The organism is Desulfomicrobium salsuginis (genome assembly GCF_054657795.1).
Genome location: NZ_BAAHYA010000002.1, coordinates 1,547,650 through 1,566,645, shown reverse-complemented (window position 1 = coordinate 1,566,645; position 18,996 = coordinate 1,547,650). Strand labels below are relative to the sequence as shown.

General features: G+C 66.9%; 18 protein-coding genes. 14 read left to right on the top strand and 4 right to left on the bottom strand.

From position 1 onward, the window contains the following. Positions 1 to 24: 24 nt before the first annotated feature. Positions 25 to 1,743, bottom strand: coding sequence for an FAD-dependent oxidoreductase (locus ACYQ3G_RS14200; RefSeq protein ID WP_459826673.1), 1,719 nt, complete (start codon positions 1,741 to 1,743; stop codon positions 25 to 27). A gap of 273 nt (positions 1,744 to 2,016) precedes the next feature. Beyond that, on the bottom strand, positions 2,017 to 2,382 hold the full coding sequence (locus ACYQ3G_RS14195; RefSeq protein WP_028576786.1) for a CGGC domain-containing protein: 366 nt from the start codon (positions 2,380 to 2,382) through the stop codon (positions 2,017 to 2,019). A 313-nt stretch (positions 2,383 to 2,695) separates the two neighbouring features. Between ACYQ3G_RS14195 and ACYQ3G_RS14190 the strand changes: the two genes are divergently transcribed. From ACYQ3G_RS14190 to yjgA, 5 genes are read left to right on the top strand one after another with little or no spacing between them, the layout of a single operon-like run. Beyond that, positions 2,696 to 2,998 carry a hypothetical protein gene (locus ACYQ3G_RS14190; protein WP_028576787.1) on the top strand — a complete coding sequence of 101 codons (303 nt, stop codon included), beginning with the start codon at positions 2,696 to 2,698 and terminating at the stop codon, positions 2,996 to 2,998. An 8-nt stretch (positions 2,999 to 3,006) separates the two neighbouring features. Next, positions 3,007 to 3,321, top strand: coding sequence for an ATP-dependent Clp protease adaptor ClpS (locus ACYQ3G_RS14185; RefSeq protein ID WP_028576788.1), 315 nt, complete (start codon positions 3,007 to 3,009; stop codon positions 3,319 to 3,321). After that, positions 3,322 to 5,550 carry an ATP-dependent Clp protease ATP-binding subunit ClpA gene (gene clpA / locus ACYQ3G_RS14180; RefSeq protein WP_459826669.1) on the top strand — a complete coding sequence of 743 codons (2,229 nt, stop codon included), beginning with the start codon at positions 3,322 to 3,324 and terminating at the stop codon, positions 5,548 to 5,550. A 4-nt stretch (positions 5,551 to 5,554) separates the two neighbouring features. Further along, the gene (gene aat / locus ACYQ3G_RS14175) at positions 5,555 to 6,265 is read left to right on the top strand and encodes a leucyl/phenylalanyl-tRNA--protein transferase (protein ID WP_459826667.1); all 711 of its coding nucleotides are present in this window, start codon (positions 5,555 to 5,557) and stop codon (positions 6,263 to 6,265) included. A gap of 21 nt (positions 6,266 to 6,286) precedes the next feature. Continuing rightward, complete coding sequence (gene yjgA, locus ACYQ3G_RS14170) at positions 6,287 to 6,808, top strand: ribosome biogenesis factor YjgA (protein WP_459826665.1); 522 nt, start codon at positions 6,287 to 6,289, stop codon at positions 6,806 to 6,808. Between the two features lie 150 nt (positions 6,809 to 6,958). Here yjgA and ACYQ3G_RS14165 read toward each other — a convergent pair whose 3' ends face one another. Further along, complete coding sequence (locus tag ACYQ3G_RS14165) at positions 6,959 to 7,438, bottom strand: hypothetical protein (protein WP_459826663.1); 480 nt, start codon at positions 7,436 to 7,438, stop codon at positions 6,959 to 6,961. A gap of 162 nt (positions 7,439 to 7,600) precedes the next feature. On the opposite strand from ACYQ3G_RS14165, the gene ACYQ3G_RS14160 reads away from it, so the two are divergent. Genes ACYQ3G_RS14160 through ACYQ3G_RS14120 form a run of 9 tightly spaced genes read left to right on the top strand, consistent with a single transcriptional unit; the run spans position 7,601 to position 18,294 of the window. Beyond that, positions 7,601 to 8,431 (top strand): phosphodiester glycosidase family protein, encoded by an 831-nt coding sequence (locus tag ACYQ3G_RS14160; protein ID WP_459826661.1) that lies wholly within the window; start codon positions 7,601 to 7,603, stop codon positions 8,429 to 8,431. A 42-nt stretch (positions 8,432 to 8,473) separates the two neighbouring features. Beyond that, positions 8,474 to 10,486, top strand: a complete 2,013-nt coding sequence (gene uvrB, locus ACYQ3G_RS14155) for an excinuclease ABC subunit UvrB (RefSeq protein ID WP_459826659.1) — start codon at positions 8,474 to 8,476, stop codon at positions 10,484 to 10,486. After that, complete coding sequence (locus tag ACYQ3G_RS14150; RefSeq protein ID WP_459826657.1) at positions 10,483 to 11,598, top strand: potassium channel family protein; 1,116 nt, start codon at positions 10,483 to 10,485, stop codon at positions 11,596 to 11,598. Before uvrB ends, ACYQ3G_RS14150 begins: the two co-directional genes overlap by 4 nt. Continuing rightward, positions 11,595 to 13,451, top strand: a complete 1,857-nt coding sequence (locus ACYQ3G_RS14145; protein ID WP_459826655.1) for a BRCT domain-containing protein — start codon at positions 11,595 to 11,597, stop codon at positions 13,449 to 13,451. The genes ACYQ3G_RS14150 and ACYQ3G_RS14145 overlap by 4 nt, the downstream gene beginning before the upstream one ends. Positions 13,452 to 13,470: 19 nt before the next feature. Next, positions 13,471 to 14,256: a 4-hydroxy-tetrahydrodipicolinate reductase gene (gene dapB, locus ACYQ3G_RS14140; protein WP_459826653.1), complete on the top strand. Its 786-nt coding sequence runs from the start codon at positions 13,471 to 13,473 to the stop codon at positions 14,254 to 14,256. After that, complete coding sequence (locus ACYQ3G_RS14135) at positions 14,256 to 15,158, top strand: AAA family ATPase (protein ID WP_459826651.1); 903 nt, start codon at positions 14,256 to 14,258, stop codon at positions 15,156 to 15,158. Before dapB ends, ACYQ3G_RS14135 begins: the two co-directional genes overlap by 1 nt. An 18-nt stretch (positions 15,159 to 15,176) precedes the next feature. Continuing rightward, positions 15,177 to 16,124 (top strand): DUF58 domain-containing protein, encoded by a 948-nt coding sequence (locus ACYQ3G_RS14130; RefSeq protein ID WP_459826649.1) that lies wholly within the window; start codon positions 15,177 to 15,179, stop codon positions 16,122 to 16,124. Next, positions 16,121 to 18,055 (top strand): transglutaminase TgpA family protein, encoded by a 1,935-nt coding sequence (locus ACYQ3G_RS14125; RefSeq protein ID WP_459826647.1) that lies wholly within the window; start codon positions 16,121 to 16,123, stop codon positions 18,053 to 18,055. Before ACYQ3G_RS14130 ends, ACYQ3G_RS14125 begins: the two co-directional genes overlap by 4 nt. Then, positions 18,052 to 18,294 (top strand): hypothetical protein, encoded by a 243-nt coding sequence (locus tag ACYQ3G_RS14120; protein WP_459826645.1) that lies wholly within the window; start codon positions 18,052 to 18,054, stop codon positions 18,292 to 18,294. The genes ACYQ3G_RS14125 and ACYQ3G_RS14120 overlap by 4 nt, the downstream gene beginning before the upstream one ends. A gap of 26 nt (positions 18,295 to 18,320) precedes the next feature. Here the strand turns inward: ACYQ3G_RS14120 and ACYQ3G_RS14115 are convergent, their stop codons facing one another. Then, complete coding sequence (locus ACYQ3G_RS14115) at positions 18,321 to 18,884, bottom strand: chalcone isomerase family protein (protein ID WP_459826643.1); 564 nt, start codon at positions 18,882 to 18,884, stop codon at positions 18,321 to 18,323. Positions 18,885 to 18,996: the final 112 nt, after the last annotated feature.

Sequence of the window (18,996 nt, the reverse complement as noted above, 5' to 3'; positions counted from 1 at the left end):
GGCCCCGTGGGGCCGGCCGAAGTCCTAATCGTTCTGGCTCGGGTCGAAGCCGAGCTGCTTGATGAAGCCCATGCCGCCCTGCAGGTTGACCGGCTCCAGGAAGCCGGCGTGGCGCAGGATGACTTGGGATTCGTACGACCTGCCGCCCGTGTTGCACAGCAGCACGATCTTCTTGTCCCTGGGGATTTCATCGAGCCTGCCCCGGATCTGGCCCTGGGGAATGTTCTTCCAGAAATCCGGGTACTTGTTTACGAACGGTTCGGCGTTGCCCCACTCGCGGGTGTCGATGCACAGCAGGTTCTCCTGCACGCGGTTCTCCCAGAGCTTGGCGAATTCCACCGGCTGGATGGAAACGTTCCTGCCCACCAGGATGTTCTCGGCGGTGTTGGCGGCGGCGTTCAAGACGTCCATGGCCGAGCCGAAGGGCGGAGCGTAGGCCATTTCGAGACTGGACACGTCGCGCAGGGTCGGGCGGAACTTGAGGATGGCGGCCATGGTGTCGATGCGGCCCTTGAGGGAGTCGCCGTTCTGGCAGGCGCCCTGCAGGCCCAGCACACGCCCGGTGCGGCGTTCGACCACGATCTCCAGGCTGACCATGTCGCGCTTGGGGTAGAAGTGGGAGTGGTCGCTCATGATGACGTGGGTGCTGAAGGCGTCGAAGCCCTCGCGCAGGGCCACGGGCAGGGACAAGCCGGTGCCGGAGAACGCCAGGTCGAAGAGCTTGATGATGTAGGTGCCGACGACCCCGTCGAAGGTCTCCCGCCCGCCGGCCACGTTGGTGCCGATGATGCGTCCCTGGCTGTTGGCCAGGGAGCCCAGGGGGTAGTAGCCGATCTTGCCCGTGACGATGTTCTCGATGACCACGCAGTCGCCGCCGGCGTAGATGTCCGGGTCCGAGGTCTGCATGGTCTTGGACACGATGACGCCGCCGCGGGCGGAGCAGGACAGCCCTGCATCGCGGGCCAGGGTGTCGCTGGGTACGACGCCCACGGACAGGATGACAAGGTCGGCGTCGATGGCGCCCTTGTCCGTCACCACCCGCGTGACCTTGCCGTCCTCGCCCTCGATGGCCTGGACCATCTCGGCGGTGCGGACCGTGACGCCGTTCTCGGCCAGGTGCTTTTCTGCGATGGTGGCCATGGCCTTGCTCATGAAGCCCGGCATGACCTGATCCGCCACCTCGATGACCGTGGTCTCGATGCCCCACATGTCGGCGAAGGACTCGGCCATCTCCAGGCCGATGAATCCGCCGCCCACGATGACGGCCGAGCCGACGCCGCCGCCCGCAACCTGCTCCTTGATGCGGATGGCCTCGCCCAGGGTCGAGACGGTGAAGACGTTGCCCAGGTCGGCTCCGGGGATGGGCAGCCTGCGGGGCGTGCTGCCCGTGCCCAGGACCAGCTTGTCGTAGGGCAGGGCGCGCTGGGTGCCGTCCTTGTGCTGGACCAGGACGGTCTTGGCCTTGCGGTCGATGGACAGGGCGCGGGTCTCGGTCATGACCGTGAAGCCCTTGCAGTCCTGGAAGAACTGCTCGTCACGGACCATGTGGAAGCTCGTTTCCTGCAGCTGCTGGTGGTCGCTGACATCGCCGGATACGTAGTATGGGATGCCGCAGCCCCCGTAAGAGATCAGTTTGCTGGCGTCGACCATGGTCACGTTCGCGTCGGGGTCCAATCGCTTTATGCGGCACGCGGCCTTGGGTCCAAGGGCCACGCCGCCGATGACAACAACGTTCAGAGGCATGAAAAGCTCCTTCGGATAAATGAGTGTTGCGAAATCGAAACGATGAGTTCAGACGGGAACGCTAGCTAATATATTTTGGCTCGAAGGGGTAGAAAAAAAGTCACGCATTAGCGCACCGCCTCAAGGAAAGCGGCGCACGATGCCGCCGCCGGGCCAGCTGCACCGTGTCCCCCGAGGGATGTCGCCAGGCTTTCCGAGGCGCTTCCGAAGCCTTGAGCCCCGGACGCAAAAAAGGGGGAGAGTCCGAACCCGCGCCCGGACCCTCCCGGCCGGTCAGGCGAAGATGTCGGAAGGCACGTAGGGGTGCGTCCCCTCGATCACGGGGATTCCCGCCTTTGCCGTGATCTTCTTGATGATCTCGGCCTTGTGGGGACACTGTTCGGCAATGCACGGCGCGATGTGGATGACCGTGGGCTTTTCGTTCATGGGCGCGTTCCAGAGCTTGACCTGCATCAGACGGGTCACGATGGCCGGGGCTGGGCAGCCGCCGCAACCGACCATGCCGACGATCTCCGCCTCCGTGTCCTCGTAGAGCTCAAAAATCCCCACCCGCCTGTTGAATGCCACAAGACAGCGCGAACACCCGATGCAGACATCGTCCATGGTATTCTTGCAGCCGACGATCAGAATCTTCTCCATCTCCTGTCTCCATGTTAAAGTTCAAAATATCGGTATGTTATGATATCAAAACAATTTTAGGACGATTTGTCGGCATTGGCAAGAAGGGTAACGGTATTTCAGGGGTGCGACGGATGGCCGATTCGACATCGCATGGGGCTTTCGTTTCTCCGCATCTTCTTGCGGGCAATGCGCGGGCACCGAGGCCCTCGTGGCGGACGGCTTTTTGAGGCTTGCTTTTACCGCACGCGGCATTAATAGTCCCGGCGGGGCGCTCCCCATCCACAGCGCCGCCCGGCTGGGCGGCATTCCCAAGACAACATCAGGAGAAAGCATGGCCGAAACCATCGACGATATTTCCATAGACTGGTCCGACGAAGACGGTGTCCAGAAGGTCCGCGAACTGAAGAAGGAAGTGCTGACGCGCGGCGCCTGGGCAACGGTCATGTTCGCCTATCAGGAGGTCGGCCGCGGCGAGGAGGAGTTCGGTCCCGTCAAGTTCCGGGTCGGGCGCTACCAGAAGCGCAACGGGCGGTTTTCGCCTCACTCCAAGTTCAACATCTCCTCGGTCAAGCAGGCAAGGCAGGTCGTGGAGATTCTCCAGACCTGGATCGACGAGTACGGCGAAGACGAATAGGATGGGCCATGACCGCACCATATGAGGTTCCAGGTTCCGAGCCCGACGTCATCGTCGAGGACGGACTGCAGGAGCCGCGGCAGTTCAAGGTTTTGCTGCATAATGACGATTATACGTCCATGGACTTCGTCGTGGAGGTGCTTATGAATGTGTTCGGAAAGTCCGAGACTGAGGCTTTCGCCATCATGATGAGCGTCCACGAAAAGGGCATCGGCCTGTGCGGGATCTACACGGCCGAGGTGGCCGAGACCAAGGTGCAGATCGTGCATCAGATGGCCAAGGCCAGGTCGTTCCCCCTGCGCTGTACCATGGAAGAGGTGTGAATGCTGAGTAAGGAGTTGGAAAGAATCATCGGGAATGCCGTGCGCGAGGTGAAGCTGCGCCAGCACGAGTTTTTGACCCTGGAGCATCTGCTGTACAGCTACACGCTGGACGCTCACGGTCAGCATCTTCTGCAGGGCTGCGGCATAGACGTGGACCGCCTGCGCAAGCAGCTGGTGCAGTTCTTCACGGACCACCTGGACGTGAACCCGCGCCCAGAGCACGAGATCGTACAGACGGTCAGCGTGCAGCGCGCCATGCAGCGAGCCATCCTGCACATCCAGTCGGCCGGCAAGGCCCAGGTCCAGGCGGGCGACTTCCTGGCGGCCATGCTCGAGGAGGAGGACGCCTTCGCGGTCTATTACCTCAAGGCCCAGGGCCTGACGAAGCTTGGCGTCCTCGAATACATTTCCCACGAGCTCCCCGACGCGGGCGGCGCGGTCGAGGCCGAGCCCAGGGAGGGCGGCAAGCAGAGCGCCCTGGAGAAATACACCGTGGACCTGGTGGCCAGGGCCATGGAAGGCAAGATCGACCCCCTGGTCGGCCGCGACGAGGAGTTGAAGCGCACCCTGCAGGTCCTGGCCCGGCGCAAGAAGAACAACCCCATCTTCGTCGGCGACCCCGGCGTGGGCAAGACGGCCGTGGCCGAGGGCCTGGCCCTCAAGATCGCCCGCGGCGAGGTGCCCGAGCAGTTCGCCCAGACCCGCATCTTCGCCCTGGACATGGGCAGCCTCCTGGCCGGGACCAAGTACCGCGGCGACTTCGAGGCGCGCCTCAAGGGCGTCATCTCCGAGCTCAAGGCCATGGACGGAGCCATCCTGTGCATCGACGAGATCCACACGATCGTCGGCGCCGGTTCGACCAGCGGCGGGTCCATGGACGCCTCCAACATTCTCAAACCCGTGCTGGCCTCGGGAGAGCTGCGCTGCATCGGCTCCACGACCTACGAGGAGTACAAGAACCATTTCGAGAAGGACCGGGCCCTGTCCCGGCGCTTCCAGAAGATCGACATCGTCGAGCCCAGCGTGGCCGAGAGCGAGAAGATCCTCATGGGCCTGAAGCCCTATTACGAGGAGTTTCACGGCGTGAAGTTCCAGCCCTCGGCCATCGCCGCGGCCGTGGAGCTGTCCGCCCGGCACATCAACGACCGCTGCCTGCCCGACAAGGCCATCGACGTCATCGACGAGGCCGGCGCCATCTTCGTCCTCTCGGGCGAGAAGAACCGCCGCAAGTCCGTGACCCGGCGCGACGTGGAGGAAGTGGTGGCGCGCATGGCCCGCATCCCCAGTTCTCGCGTCACGTCCTCGGACCGCGACCGGCTGGCCAACCTCGAAAAGGACCTGGGCGGCCAGGTCTTCGGCCAGAAGGAGGCCGTGGAGCAGCTGGCCCAGGCCATCAAGCGCTCCCGCGCGGGCCTGGGCAACGCCGAGCGGCCCCTGGGTTCCTTCCTGCTGACGGGCCCCACGGGCGTGGGCAAGACCGAGCTGGCCAAGCAGCTGGCGGCCTGCCTTGGCGTGGCCTTCGTGCGCTTCGACATGAGCGAGTACATGGAGAAGCACGCCGTGGCCCGGCTCATCGGCGCGCCTCCCGGCTACGTGGGCTTCGAGCAGGGCGGCCTCCTGACCGACGCCATCCGCAAGACCCCGCACTGCGTGCTCCTGCTGGACGAGATCGAGAAGGCGCACATGGACATGTTCTCCATCCTGCTGCAGGTCATGGACCACGCCACCCTGACGGACAACAACGGCCGCAAGTCCGACTTCCGCAACGTGATCCTGCTCATGACCTCCAACGCCGGCGCCCGCGAGATGAGCGGCAACGCCATCGGCTTCAAGGCCGGCGTGGAGGAGGACCGCGGCCTGCGCGGCCTGGCCGCCGTGGAGAAGCTCTTCAGCCCCGAGTTCCGCAACCGCCTGGACGCCATCGTCACGTTCCATTCCCTGACCCAGGACATCATGGAACAGATCGTGGACAAGTTCATGGCCGAGCTGGGCGTCCAGCTGGCGGCCAAGAACGTGACTCTGGAGTTGACCCCCGAGGCGCGTTCCTGGCTGGCCAAGAAGGGCTTCGACCCGGCCTTCGGCGCCCGCCCACTGGGGCGGCTCATCCAGAAGGAGGTCAAGGACAGGCTGGCCGATCAGATCCTTTTCGGCGAGCTGGCTGCGGGCGGTGCGGTGCGCGTGGGCCTCGGGGACGGGAAGGAGCTGGAGTTCACCTTCACGCCCAGATGACCCCATGACCGTCTTCGCCCTGAACGCCCAGCCCGCCTTCCCCGACCCGGCCCACGCCGACGAGGACGGGCTGCTGGCCGTGGGCGGGGACCTCTCGCCCCAGCGCCTGCTCATGGCCTACGGCCAGGGCATCTTCCCCTGGTACAGCGAGAATGCGCCCATCCTGTGGTGGAGCCCGGACCCGCGGCTCCTCCTGGAACCTTCGCGGATTCACGTGCCCCGGCGTCTGGAGCGCATCCTGCGCCAGGGGCGCTTCACCTTCACCCTGGACACGGCCTTTAAGCGCGTCATCGGCCTCTGCGCCGACATGCCCCGGCGCGGGGCCCACGGGACCTGGATCGTGCCCGAGATGCTGGCCGCCTACTGCCGCCTGCACGAGCTGGGTTTCGCTCACAGCGTGGAGGCCTGGTCCGGCGGCGAGCTGGTCGGCGGGCTATACGGGGTGGCCATGGGTGGGGCCTTTTTCGGGGAATCCATGTTCTACCGCGAGCCCGACGCCTCCAAGGCCGCCCTTGCGACCCTCATGCGGGTCCTGGACCGTGCGGGCTTCACGCTTTTCGACTGTCAGCAGACCACGGCGCACATGCTCCGCTTCGGCGGGTTCGAGGTGCCCAGGGTCGAATTTCTCTCCCGGCTGCGCGCGGCCCTGGAGCTGCCTTTCCTGCGCGGGGTCTGGGCCCTGTGCGACGGCGGCCTGGTCTGCGGGCGGCCCTGAACGAACTTTACGGAGTCCAACATGACCGAATTCGTCTATGGAAATGAAGAGGACTGGGAAGGCCGACCCAGCAAATCACAGCGCAAGCGCGACATGGTCGCCCTGCAGAAGCTCGGCGAGAGCCTCCTGGAACTGGCGCCCGAGCAGCTGGAACGCCTAGGCCTGCCCGAGGACCTGGCCGAGGCCGTGCGCTTTTACCACACCCTGAAGGACAAGGAGGCTCGGCGGCGCCAGTTGCAGTTCATCGGCACGGTCATGCGCAAGGTCGACCCGGAGCCCCTGCGCCAGGCCATGGATGAGCTGGACCAGCTCCGGTACCAGCAGGCCGAGGAATTCCATCAGATCGAAGAGTGGCGGGACGCCCTGGTGGGCGGTGACCGGGAGGTGCTGACGGAGCTGGTCGGGCGCTTCGGGCTGGACTCGCAGCAGTTGAGTCGCCTGGCGCGCCTTGCGGCCGCCGAGAAGGAGGCCGGCAAGCCGTCCAAGAACGGACGCGCCCTGTTCCGCCTCCTGCGGCAGGCATTCGAGGGCGAAGCGAGCTAGCAGACCGTCCCAAAACGGCGATCTGCGGCGTCAGCGAAAAAAGCCAGACCGCTGATGTATGTGCAATACACTGCGCGTCCTGGCTTTTTTCGCTTCCTTGCATCTCGCCATTTTTGAACGGTCTGCGAATTATGAGTTTTTAACAGTCAGCTAGTCCTGGGTGCCGCCCGGGTCCATGGGCTTGTGCTGGCTCAGGTCGTACAGCCCGTGCACGGTGAAGGGCAGGGGGTAGCCCGGCACGATCTCGAAGCGGATGCGGCCGATGTCCTTGCCCTCGGGCATGGAACGCAGGGGCAGCAGGCCGCCGGGCAGGGGGAATTCCAGGATGTTGGTGGAGATGCGGGTCAGGCGCTCGGCGTAGCGGCCGGCCAGATACTCGACGATCCGGTCCATCTCGGCGGCCGTGAAGGACTCCATCAGCACCTCGCGGCTGTTGCCGCGGCCCCCGGCCGTGTCTTCCTGGACGAGTTCGGCCCACGGGTAGCCCCCTTCCTCCGCGGGGTCCCACTGCGGCCGGAAGAGATGGACCAGGACTTCCTTGCGGCCCTTGAAGGCCCGGATGCAGACCGTGGCGACATGGCCGCGCGGGCAGGGCGACGGGAACTGCGGTTCCTTGCGGACTATCTCCATGAGACCTTCCTCCGTGAGCAGGCGTTGGCGTCAATTTTTCATGCAGTCTAGCACGGTTCGGCGCGGGCTTCAATGCCGGCTGGCCGGTTCTGCTTGAAATGATTCCGCTTCTGTGGAATGTATAGGCATTGGCCCAGACCGTGGCCCAACGGAGTCCCCAGCATGTTCGCCCTTGTCCCTCGCGCCCTCTTCTCCTTTCTGGTGCTCTGCGCCACGGCCTCCGCGCTGTACGCGGAGGAGTGGAGGCTGCTGGCGCCCGGGTTGGAGCTGCGCGAATTCCTGGTTCCGGACCAGGTCGGCGACCTGGCGGGGCAGCAGGGCGGCATGGCCGTGCTGCGCATCGACCCGGACCGCTACGACCTGGCCCTGGGCGCGGCCCTGAGCACGGGCCAGATGCGCAGCATGCAGGACTGGGCCAGGCTCTCGGGCTTCGTGGCCGCCATCAACGCCGGCATGTTCCGCTCCGACGACCGCCTGCGCAGCACCGGCTACATGCGCGACGCCGGCGTCCTGGTCAGCGACTTCCTGCATCCCGGCTACGGCGCGTTTTTGGCTTTCCAGCCCCGCGAGGCCTCCCTGCCGCGGGTGCGCTGGGTGGACCGCAAGCTCGACCCCGACTGGGAGGCCGTGCTCACGGCCTACGACGGCATCATCCAGAACTACCGCCTCATCAGCCGCGAGCGGGAGAACCTCTGGGCCCAGAACGACCAGCGCCATTCGGCTGCGGCCATCGGCATGGACGCGTCGAACCGCGTGCTGTTCATCCACTGCCGGCCGCAGGTGACCCTGCACGAGTTCGCCCAGGCCCTGCTGGACCTGCCCCTGGACCTCATCGGCGCCATGTACGTCGAGGGTGGGGCCGACGCGGCCATGTATGTCGACGTGGACGGCTATGTCGGGCGCTTCGTCGGCGAGTACCAGTCCGACTTCTTTCAAGGCAGCAACCGGAACTTCTGGCCCGCGCCCAACGTGCTGGGCATCCGGCCCAGATAGCCCCTCTCGGCGCCGCGCCCGCCGCGCGGCGTGCAGGTACGCATGTCCCTCTTCCAGCTTGAATCCGAATTCGTCCCGCGCGGCGACCAGCCCGCGGCCATCGACGCCCTCTGTGCCGGGATGGCGCAGGGCGTGCGCGACCAGGTCCTCCTGGGCGTGACCGGCTCCGGCAAGACCTTCACCATGGCCCACGTCATCGCCCGCACGGAGCGGCCGGCCCTGATCATGGCCCCCAACAAGACCCTGGCCGCTCAGCTCTACAACGAGTTCAAGGGGCTCTTCCCGCGCAACGCCGTGGAGTATTTCGTCAGCTATTACGACTATTACCAGCCCGAAGCCTACCTGCCGCACTCGGACACGTACATCGAGAAGGACTCGGCCATCAACGAGGACATCGACAAGCTGCGCCACGCCGCGACCCACGCCCTGCTGACGCGGCGCGACGTCATCATCGTGGCCTCGGTCTCGTGCATCTACGGCCTGGGCTCGCCCGAGTACTACGCCAAGATGGTCATCCCCGTGGAGTGCGGGCAGCCCATCGCCATGGAGACGGTCATCGGGCGGCTGGTGGACGTGCAGTACGAGCGCAACGACTACGACCTGCACCGCGGCACCTTCCGCGTACGCGGGGACGTTCTGGAGATCATCCCGGCCTACGAGCACGAGCAGGCCCTGCGCCTGGAGTTCTTCGGCGACGAGATCGACGGCATCTACGAGACGGACCCGCTGACGGGCGAGATCCTGTCGCGGGTGCAGAAGACCGTCATCTACCCGGCCAGCCACTACGTCTCGGACCGCGACAACCTGGTCCGGGCCATGAGCGACATCCGCGAGGAACTGCGGCTGCGCCTGGAGTATTTCCGCGCCAACAACATGCTCGTCGAGGCCCAGCGCCTGGAGCAGAAGACCCAGCTGGACCTGGAGATGATCGAGGAGCTGGGCTACTGCAACGGCATCGAGAACTATTCCCTGCACCTCGACGGCCGCAGTCCGGGGCAGCCGCCGGCCACGCTGCTGGACTATTTCCCCAAGGATTTCCTGCTCTTCATGGACGAGTCGCACATCTCCGTGCCGCAGGTCGGCGGCATGTTCAACGGCGACCGCTCGCGCAAGCAGACCCTCGTGGACTACGGCTTCCGTCTGCCCTCGGCCCTGGACAACCGCCCCCTGTGCTTCGACGAGTTCCTGGAGCGCATCGGCACGGCCGTCTTCGTCTCGGCCACGCCCGCCCCCTGGGAGCTGGAGCGGGCCCAAGGCGTGGTCGTGGAGCAGATCATCCGGCCCACGGGCCTGCTCGACCCGGAGATGGAGATCGTGCCGACCAAGGGCCAGATGGACCACCTCATGGTCCAGTGCCTGGAGCGCATCGCGGCCGGCGAACGGGTCATGGTCACGACCTTGACCAAGCGCATGGCCGAGGACCTGACGGAGTTCCTGCAGGCCAGGGGGGTGCGCTCCCGCTACCTGCACTCGGACATCGACACTCTGGAGCGCGTGGCCATCATCCAGGCCCTGCGCGCCGGGGAGTTCGACGTGCTCGTGGGCATCAACCTGCTGCGCGAGGGCCTTGATATTCCGGAAGTCTCTCTGGTAGCCATTCTGGACGCGGACAAGGAGGGCTTCCTGCGCTCGACGCGGTCCCTGATCCAGACCTTCGGCCGGGCCGCGCGCAACGTGCGGGGCAAGGTCCTGCTCTACGCCGACAACGTGACCCGCTCCATGGCCGAGGCCATGGGCGAGACGCGGCGGCGGCGCGAGCGTCAGGCCCTGCACAACGAGGAGCACGGCATCGTTCCGCAGTCCATCCGCAAGAAGTCCGAGAACGTGCTGTACGACCTGCACCAGGAGATCAAGGAGCAGGAGCGGGCGGCCGAGCGGACCGCGGAGTACGACCCCGGGCCGGACAACGCGGCCAGGGAAGTGGCCAGGCTGGCCCGCGAAATGCGCAAGGCAGCGGAAATGCTCGAGTTCGAGGAGGCCGCGCGCATCAGGGACCGCATCAAGAGCCTGGAAAAACGCTACGGCCTGGAAGGCTCCAAGGCGACACGACCATGAACACGTGCTCATTGCGCAGCTCTTTCCTGCGCCGCTTCCTGCCCGGCTGCTCCGCCCGTCTCAAGGGCTTCACCGGCCTGTACCAGACCGTGAAGTTCCGCTTCGGCTCCTTTTTTCCGTTGGTGCTCGGCGCCGGCTTTCTGCTGGGCGTCTTCATTTACGGGCTGTTCATTTTCATGGCGGTGGAAGGGTGGAACCTGCTGGACAGTTTCTACCAGGTGGTCATGACCCTCTCCACCGTCGGGTACATGGAGCTGCATCCCCTCTCGGATCGGGCGCGGCTCATGGTCTCCTTTCTCATTCTCATGGGCGTGGGCAGCTTCGCCTATCTCGTGGGCGCCTTCACGCAGGTCGTGGTCGAGGGGCGCCTCCACGACTTATGGGGGAAACGCAAGGTGCAGAAGATCATCGACTCCCTGGACAACCACTACATCATTTGCGGCTACGGGCGCATCGGCGCGGTCATCGCCGAGGAGTTCCGGCGGGAGGAGCTGCCCGTGGTCGTCCTCGAAAAGGACCCCGACCTGCTCTTCGAGCTGGAGCGCGACGGGCATCTCTTCCTGGCCGGCGACGCCACTACCGACGAGCTCCTCCTGGCCGCCGGCGTGGAGCGCGCCAAGGGCCTTTTCGCCTGCGTCAGCCAGGACGCCGAGAACGTCTACATCACCCTGTCCTCGCGCCAGTTCAACTCCCGGCTGACCATCATCGCCCGCGCCGACCGGCCCGAGTCCGTGGCCAAGCTGGAGCGGGCCGGGGCCAACCGCGTGCTGACCCCGCACCAGATCGGCGGCAAGCGCATCGCTCAGGTCATGCTGCGACCCACGGTGACCGACTTCATGGACCTGGCCACCCAGGGCCACAACCTGCAGATGGAGGAGATCGAAGTCATGCCCGGCTCCGAACTCATCGGCACGAATCTCATCACCTCGGGCATCCGGCCCCGCTTCAACCTGATGATCATCGCCATCGAGAAGTCCGACGGCAGGATGATCTTCAACCCTCGTCCCGAGACGACCATCGAGACGGCCGACACCCTCATCGCCGTCGGGCCGCCCGAGAATTTCCCCGGCCTGCAGGCCATAAGCCGGGCCGTCGGGGGAGGCGAGGCATGAGTCTGCCCCTGAACCTGCCGTCCGAGGCCGACCGCCTGGCCGAGCGCCTGGCCGAGTACAACGAGGCCTACCGCCGCGGAGCGCCCGTTGTCACCGACGCGCAGTACGACCAGTTCATCGAGCGGCTGCGGCAGCTGGCTCCCGAGCACCCCTTCCTGCATCGCGTGGAACCCGAGACCTTCGCCGGCAAGCGCGAGATCCGCCACCCCGCGCCCATGCTGTCCACGGACAAGGCCTACACGGCCGAGGAACTGGCCCGCTTCGTGGCCCGCGTGGAGAAGGAGGCCGGGGAGATCGGCATCACGGACGTCCGCTACCGTGTGACCCCCAAGCTCGACGGCCTGGCCGGCCGCGACGACGGGACCTTCTTCGTCACGCGCGGCAACGGCGAATCGGGCTACGAGGTCAGCTCGGCCTTCGCCAAGGGCATGATCCCTCTGGGCGGCCGCGGCCGGGGCGTGGGCGAGATGGTCATCCTGCAGAGCTATTTCGACGAGCACCTGTCCGATGCCTTCGAGCACCCGCGCAACCTCGTGGTCGGCATCGTGTCCTCGGACACGGTCAACGAGCTGGCAGCCAGGGCCCTGGCCGACGAGGCCGTGCATTTCGTCCCGTACAGCGAACTGCCGAACGAGGTGGTGGACGGGAAGGCGCTGCTGGCCCGCCTGGACGGGATATGGGCCGAGCTTTCGGCGCGGGTCGACTACCCGCAGGACGGCCTGGTGGTCGAGGTCACGGACGAGGACGTGCGTCGCACCATGGGCGCCACCAGCCATCATTACCGCTGGCAGATCGCCGTCAAGCGCAAGGGCGAGACGGCCGTGACCGAGGTCGAGGACGTGGTCTGGCAGGTGGGCCGCACGGGCAAGGTCACGCCCGTGCTGATGGTCAGTCCCGTGAACGTCTCGGGCGCGACCATACGCCGCGTCACAGCCCACAACGCCGGGTTCCTGGAGAAAAAGGGCCTGGGGACCGGGGCCGAGATCGAGATCATCCGCAGCGGCGAGGTCATCCCCAAGGTCGAGGAGGTCCTCGTGCCGGCCCCGGCGCATCTGCCCGAAGCCTGCCCGTCCTGCGGCACTGCCCTCACGCGCGAGAACGATTTCCTGCTCTGCCGCAACGAGCACTGTCCGGACCAGGTCGTGCAGACCATCGAGCACTGGTTCAAGACCCTGGGCAACGCCGACTGGTTCGGCCGCAAAACCGTGGAAAAAATGGTCCGTTCGGGGTATGACAGCCTCGAACGGGTGTACGAACTGGGCGAGGAGGATTTCCGGGCCATGGGCTTCGGCCCCGTGCAGTCGGCCAATCTGGCCGAGGCCGTGTACCTGAGCCGCACCCGCGAGGTCGAGGACTGGCGCTTCCTGGCCGCCCTGGGCATCGAGGATTTGGGCAAGGGCGACAGCCGCAAGCTGCTCCAGAATTTCCGCCTGCAGGAGCTGCCGGACGTCGGCCAGGAGCGCATCGAGGCCGTCCGCGGCTTTGGCGCAATCACGGCCCGGTCCATCGCGACCGGCCTGGCGCGGCTGGCCCCGACCCTGCGGCACCTGCTGGACCTGGGCTTCAACATCCGGCCCACGGGTGCGGCCCAGGCGACGGAAACTGCCGCCGCCAGCCCCCTGGCCGGCAAACACGTGGTCTTCACGGGCAAGATGCGCGGCTCCCGCGAGGACATGCAGGAGCAGGCCAGAGCCCTCGGCGCTCTGGTGCAGAGCGCCGTCAACGCCAAGACCGACTTTCTGGTCTGCGGCGAGAACGTCGGGGCGGCCAAGACGACCAAGGCCCGCCAGTTCGGGACCGCGGTCCTGCAGGAAGACGAGTACCTGCGTCTCATCGGCGCAGTCGGGCACTAACACCACAGGAGTCAGACACATGAGCATTCCAGTCATCATCATGGGCGCCAAGGGACGGATGGGCTCCACCCTGGTCCGCCTGGCCACGGAATCCGACGATTTCAGCGTGCGAGGGGTTGTGGAGCGGGCCGAGTTCAGCGCCGGGCTGGAGCTCCTGGGCTGCCCCGTGGCCCATGACCTGCAGGACCTGCTGCCGTCCTGCCCGGGCGCAACGGTCATCGACTTCACGGCTCCGGAAGTGAGCCTGTCCACGGCCCGCAAGGCCTCCAAGACCGGCAACCCCGTGGTCATCGGCACCACCGGCCTCTCGGCCGAACAGCTGGCGGAGTTGGAGACCCTCGCCTGCCAGACGCCCATTTTCTGGTCCCCGAACATGTCCATCGGCGTCAACGCCCTGGTCCGCGTTTTGCCCATGCTCGAACGCATCCTGGGCGAGGCCTACGACATGGAGATCACCGAGATCCACCATCACCACAAGAAGGACGCGCCCAGCGGCACGGCCGTGAAGCTGGCCCAGGTTCTGGCCGAGTCGCGGGGCTGGAAGATGGAGGACGTCGGCAACTACGGCCGCCAGGGCATGGTCGGCGCCCGGCCCCACGAGGAACTCGGCGTGCACGCCCTGCGCGGCGGCGACGTGGTCGGCGACCACACGGTCTATTTCTTCGGCCCCGGCGAGCGCATCGAGGTCACCCACCGTGCCCACTCCCGCGAGAACTTCGCCCGCGGCGCCCTGCGCGCGGCCTCCTGGCTCTCGGGGCAGAAACCCGGCCGGCTCTACTCCATGGGCCAGCTCCTGGGGGCCTAGTGAACGGCACCCTGAAGAAGGCCCTGGATCTGCTGGGCGGCGTGGTCCTGGGCAAGGAGACGCAGCTGCGCCTGTCCGTGGCCTGCCTCCTGGCACGGGGGCATCTGCTCATCGAGGACATCCCGGGCATCGGCAAGACCACCCTGGCCAAGGCCCTGGCCACGGTGCTGGGCCTGGACTTCAAGCGGGTGCAGTTCACCAACGACCTCCTGCCGGCCGATGTGCTGGGGGTCTCGGTCTTCGACGCGGCCGAGGCCTCCTTTGTCTTCCACCCCGGTCCGGTCTTCACCAACGTGCTCCTGGCCGACGAGATCAATCGCGGCACGCCGCGGACCCAGAGCGCATTGCTCGAGGTCATGGAGGAGCAGCAGGTCAGCCTGGACAACAGCACGCGCGTGCTGCCCCGGCCATTCTTCGTCCTGGCCACCCAGAACGCCCTGGATCAGGCCGGGACCTACCCGCTGCCCGAGTCCCAGCTGGACCGCTTCCTGTTCCGCATCAGCCTGGGCTATCCGGACCTGGATTCCGAGTTGGAGCTCCTGGGCCGCAGCCAGCACGGCGGGCGGCCGGAGCTACCCGAGGCCGTGACCAGCGCCGACGAGATTCTCGACTTGCAGGAGCGCGTGGACGGCGTGCGCACGAGCACACCGCTCTTGCGCTACGTGCGTGATCTGCTGGAGTGGACGCGGGCCGGCGGGCGTTTCGTCAACGGGCTTTCGCCCCGGGCCGGTCAGGCCCTGGTGCGGGCCTCCCGCGCCTGGGCCTTCCTGGACGGCCGCGACTACGTCCTGCCCGAGGACGTGCAGGCCGTGTTCCCGAGCCTGGCCGTGCACCGTCTGCGCCCGGCCGGCGGCACGCCCGTGGACATGGCCGCCGTCCTCGACGCGGTGCCCATCCCCTGAAGGGGCCGGGAGCGGCGCATGGTCCTGCCACGTTTCATCCGCAACCTCGTCCTGGCCCGGCTGCGGGCTGACCTGCCCGCGCGCCTGGACCGCAAGCGGATCTTCATCCTGCCGACCCGGGCCGGCATGGTCTTCGGCGCCTTCCTCCTGGCCATGCTCCTGGCGGCCATCAACTACACCAACAACCTCGCCTTCCTGCTGACCTTCATCCTCGGCAGCGTGGCCGTGATCTCGGCCATCCACGCCTACGCCAACCTGGCCGGGCTGGAGTTGGAGCACGGGCGGCTCCTGCCGGCCTATTGCGGCGAGGAGGCGCGGCTGCAGCTCATGTTCCGCGCCGTAGGGCGCGAGCGAAGGCGTCTGCAGGTGCGGGTCGGCCTGACCGCGGCCGAAATGTCCCTGTCCGCGGGCGAGGGCCGCGAGCTGGACCTGGGCGTGCCCACGACCCGGCGAGGCCGGCTGGCCCTGGACAAGGTGGTGGTCAGCACCCGCTATCCCCTGGGCCTCTTCCGGGCCTGGTCGCCCCTCATCCTGCCCGTGACGGGCCTGGTCTACCCGCGGCTTCTGCCCGTGGACGCCCTGGACTGGCACCTCATGCGGGGTTCGGGCGAGGACGGTGGCCTCGGCGCCGTGGCCCAGTCGGGCGAGTTCGCCGGCATCCGGCCCTACCGGCCAGCGGACGGGCCGTCGCGCATCTCCTGGAAGGCCTCGGCCCGCGGTCAGGGCCTCTTCGCCAAGGAATACCGTTCGGGCGTGGCCCGGACCCTCGTTTTCGACTGGGACGAGGTCCGCGCCTCGGAATACGAGGAGCGCATCAGCCTCCTGGCCGGGCTGGTGCGCGAGGCCGAGCGCCGGGGCCTGGGCTACGGACTGCGGCTGCCGACCCTTTTCATCGAGCCGGGCAGCGGGACTGCCCACGCCCATCGCTGCCTGGAGGCCCTGGCCCTCCTGCCGGAGGCCGCATGATCCACGACAAGCGGCGCTTCAGCGTGGTCCTGGCCGCCCTGGCCGTGGCCTTCGCCCCGCACCTCATGCGCGTCCCGGCCTTCGTCGCGGGCTTCGTCTGCGCGGCCTGGGGTTACGCCCTGGGCATGCAGTACCGCGGCTGGCCCGTGCCGCCGCGCTGGCTGCGTGTCATCCTGGCCCTGGGCTGCCTGGGCCTGGTCTTCGCCTACTACGGCCGCTCCTTCGGACGCGACGAGGGCGTGGCCCTGCTGTCCCTCATGCTCGGGCTCAAGGCCGTGGAGAGCAAGTCCGTGCGGGACATGCTGGCCCTTCTCTTCCTGGCCTATTTCGTGGTCGTGACCAACGTGCTCTATTCCCAGGGCCTGCTCATGAGCGCGTACATGATCCTTTCGGTCCTGGCCGTGACCGCGGCTCTGGTCCATCTGCACTCGGCCCGGCCCACCCTGGCCCCGGACCTGCGCGGCGGGGCGGTGCTGCTCGTCCAGTCCCTGCCCCTGGCCCTGTTGCTCTTCGTCTTTTTTCCCCGCCTGCCGGGTGCGCTGTGGGGTGTGCAGGATGACCGCGACGAGGGCGTGACGGGCTTCAGCGACACCCTGGAGCCGGGCTCCGTGTCCAGCCTGTCCCTGTCCGGCGAGGTCGCCTTTCGCGTCGATTTCTTCGGTCCGGCCCCGGACCGCGACGGCCTGTATTGGCGCGGTCTCGTGCTGGACACCTTCGACGGGAGCAAATGGTTCCGAAACCTCCCCTTCGAATTGGCCGAGAAGGCCGACGGGCTTCCGCCGGACCGGACGGAGTACGCCCTGACCGTGGAACCCCATGGCAAGGAATGGCTCTTTGCCCTGGACCTGCCGGTCATCGCGCCGCGCGGGACCGTGCTGCGCTCCGACCGGACCCTGGTCAGCCTGCGCCTGGTCCGCTCCCGCATGCGCTACGATCTCGTTTCCGCCCCGGCGCCCGCCGTCGAGCCTGCGGGTCCGCAGTGGACGGCCCTGCCCGAGGACGGCAACCCTCAGGCCCGGGAGCTGGCCCTGAGGTGGCGGGGCGAGGGCCGCGGGACACGCGGTCTGATAGAGGCGGTACTGGCCCTTTTCCGCGAGGGCGGCTTCGTGTACAGCCTGCAGCCCGGAGCCATGGAAGGGGACATCATCGATCAGTTTTTGTTTGCCTCCCGAAGGGGATACTGCGAACATTACGCCTCGGCCATGACCTTCCTGCTGCGCAGCGCCGGCGTGCCGGCCAGGGTGGTGGTCGGGTACCAGGGCGGGGAGTTCAACCCCATGGGGCAGTACCTCATCGTCCGCCAGTCCGACGCCCACGCCTGGGTCGAGGTCTGGGAGGACGGGCGCTGGCTGCGGGTGGACCCGACCTCCGTGGTCGCCCCGCAGCGGCTGACCGTGGGCGCCCAGGCCGTGACCGCCCCGCAGGGGCAGGGCGAGGCCGTGCCCGAAGGGCTGCGGGCCCTGCGCCGGGTGGGCCGCTTTTTCCAGCTGGGCTGGGACGCAGCCAACAACTCCTGGAACCAGTGGGTGCTGGGCTTCAGCCACGACAGGCAGCGCAGCCTGTGGCAGCGCCTGGGCCTCGACCCGTCGACCCGCGCCGGGGCCGGCAAGCTGGCTGGCCTGTTGGCCATGGGGCTGGCGGTCGTGCTGGGGACGGTCTTCTGGTTCATGCTGCGTGCGCGGCGGGTCGATGCCGACCCGGTCGCGCTGCTCTACGCGCGGTTCTGCCGCGTCATGGAGCGGGTCGGGCTGCCCAGACGGCCTTCGGAGGGCCCGCTGGACTACGCCGGGCGCATCGGCCTGGAGCGTCCGGACCTGGGGTCGGCGGCGCTGGAGATCGCGGACGCGTATGTGGCCCTGCGCTACGGGGAACGCGGGGATATGGATGCCTTCAATCGCCTGGTGGGCGAATTCATAGGGAGAAAGATGTGACGGATGAGAAGAAAGGGGCCCTTGTGCCGGTGGAGAAGGCGGAGGAATCCGACGCCGCGCCCGTGGTCACCCCCGTCGAGGAGGAGTACCGGCAGGCCAAATCCTATTTTCAGGAGTCCGCGGTGCAGGCGGCCAGGACCAACGCCGCTCTGCTGACGGTGCTTGGTCTGTTCGTGATCCGCGGCGTGCGCTACGCCTGGGAGGCCGTGAGCCGTTATTTTCCCTGGAACAGGAAATGAAAAAGGCGCCCTGAGGCGCCTTGCATCTAACGCTGGCCGAGGATGCCGGCCTTGAATTTTTCGCCCGGCCCGGGCTTGGGGCCGATCCAGCAGGCCAGCAGGGCGTCGCTGAAATCCTTTCCTTCGATGACGCCTTTGACCTGGCCGCGCACCCGGATGGCCGTGCCCTTGGCTGGTAGGTAGACGCATTCCAGGGTCTGGCCCTTGTCCAGGGTTTCCATCATGGCGCCGAGGCTGGCGAAGCGCTCCTTCAGGGATGCGTCGGCCGCCGGGGTGTTGGCGGTCAGGCCGTCCAGCCAGGCCGACGCGATCTTCTCGGCCCCGACCTCGCGCAGAAAATGCATGGTCATGACCCGCGGCCCGTCGGCCGCCAGGATCGCCGCCACGTCGCCCGAGGGTGAGGCGAGGTACAGGCCGGCCGCGTAGACGTCGAAGAAGGTGAAGGTGCGCATGCCCATGCCGTTGAGCTTCAGTTCCGTTCCGCTTTCGGTGACCGTGTCGGGCAGGGTGACGTCGCCGAGGGTCGCGCCCGAGGCGGGCGAGGACAGGCAGAGGACGAAGAGGCACACGAGAATGTATTTGCGGATCATGGTCGTTCCTTGAGCGTCTAATTTATTGGAATGATGGCGGTGTTTGGATGTTGTCCCAATTGCGTTGAGCGTCCGCTTAACACCCTCCGGGACAAATGAAAAGAGGCGACCC

Bases quoted from the DNA above. Each gene is read 5' to 3' on its own strand.
- ACYQ3G_RS14160 (WP_459826661.1), top strand. From the start codon at position 7,601: ATGTTCGCCCTTGTCCCTCGCGCCCTCTTCTCCTTTCTGGTGCTCTGC.
- ACYQ3G_RS14185 (WP_028576788.1), top strand. From the start codon at position 3,007: ATGACCGCACCATATGAGGTTCCAGGTTCCGAGCCCGACGTCATCGTC.
- ACYQ3G_RS14150 (WP_459826657.1), top strand. From the start codon at position 10,483: ATGAACACGTGCTCATTGCGCAGCTCTTTCCTGCGCCGCTTCCTGCCC.
- yjgA (WP_459826665.1), top strand. From the start codon at position 6,287: ATGACCGAATTCGTCTATGGAAATGAAGAGGACTGGGAAGGCCGACCC.
- ACYQ3G_RS14130 (WP_459826649.1), top strand. From the start codon at position 15,177: ATGGTCCTGCCACGTTTCATCCGCAACCTCGTCCTGGCCCGGCTGCGG.
- ACYQ3G_RS14190 (WP_028576787.1), top strand. From the start codon at position 2,696: ATGGCCGAAACCATCGACGATATTTCCATAGACTGGTCCGACGAAGAC.
- ACYQ3G_RS14125 (WP_459826647.1), top strand. From the start codon at position 16,121: ATGATCCACGACAAGCGGCGCTTCAGCGTGGTCCTGGCCGCCCTGGCC.
- uvrB (WP_459826659.1), top strand. From the start codon at position 8,474: ATGTCCCTCTTCCAGCTTGAATCCGAATTCGTCCCGCGCGGCGACCAG.
- aat (WP_459826667.1), top strand. From the start codon at position 5,555: ATGACCGTCTTCGCCCTGAACGCCCAGCCCGCCTTCCCCGACCCGGCC.
- ACYQ3G_RS14115 (WP_459826643.1), bottom strand. From the start codon at position 18,884: ATGATCCGCAAATACATTCTCGTGTGCCTCTTCGTCCTCTGCCTGTCC.
- ACYQ3G_RS14195 (WP_028576786.1), bottom strand. From the start codon at position 2,382: ATGGAGAAGATTCTGATCGTCGGCTGCAAGAATACCATGGACGATGTC.
- ACYQ3G_RS14165 (WP_459826663.1), bottom strand. From the start codon at position 7,438: ATGGAGATAGTCCGCAAGGAACCGCAGTTCCCGTCGCCCTGCCCGCGC.
- clpA (WP_459826669.1), top strand. From the start codon at position 3,322: ATGCTGAGTAAGGAGTTGGAAAGAATCATCGGGAATGCCGTGCGCGAG.
- dapB (WP_459826653.1), top strand. From the start codon at position 13,471: ATGAGCATTCCAGTCATCATCATGGGCGCCAAGGGACGGATGGGCTCC.
- ACYQ3G_RS14200 (WP_459826673.1), bottom strand. From the start codon at position 1,743: ATGCCTCTGAACGTTGTTGTCATCGGCGGCGTGGCCCTTGGACCCAAG.
- ACYQ3G_RS14145 (WP_459826655.1), top strand. From the start codon at position 11,595: ATGAGTCTGCCCCTGAACCTGCCGTCCGAGGCCGACCGCCTGGCCGAG.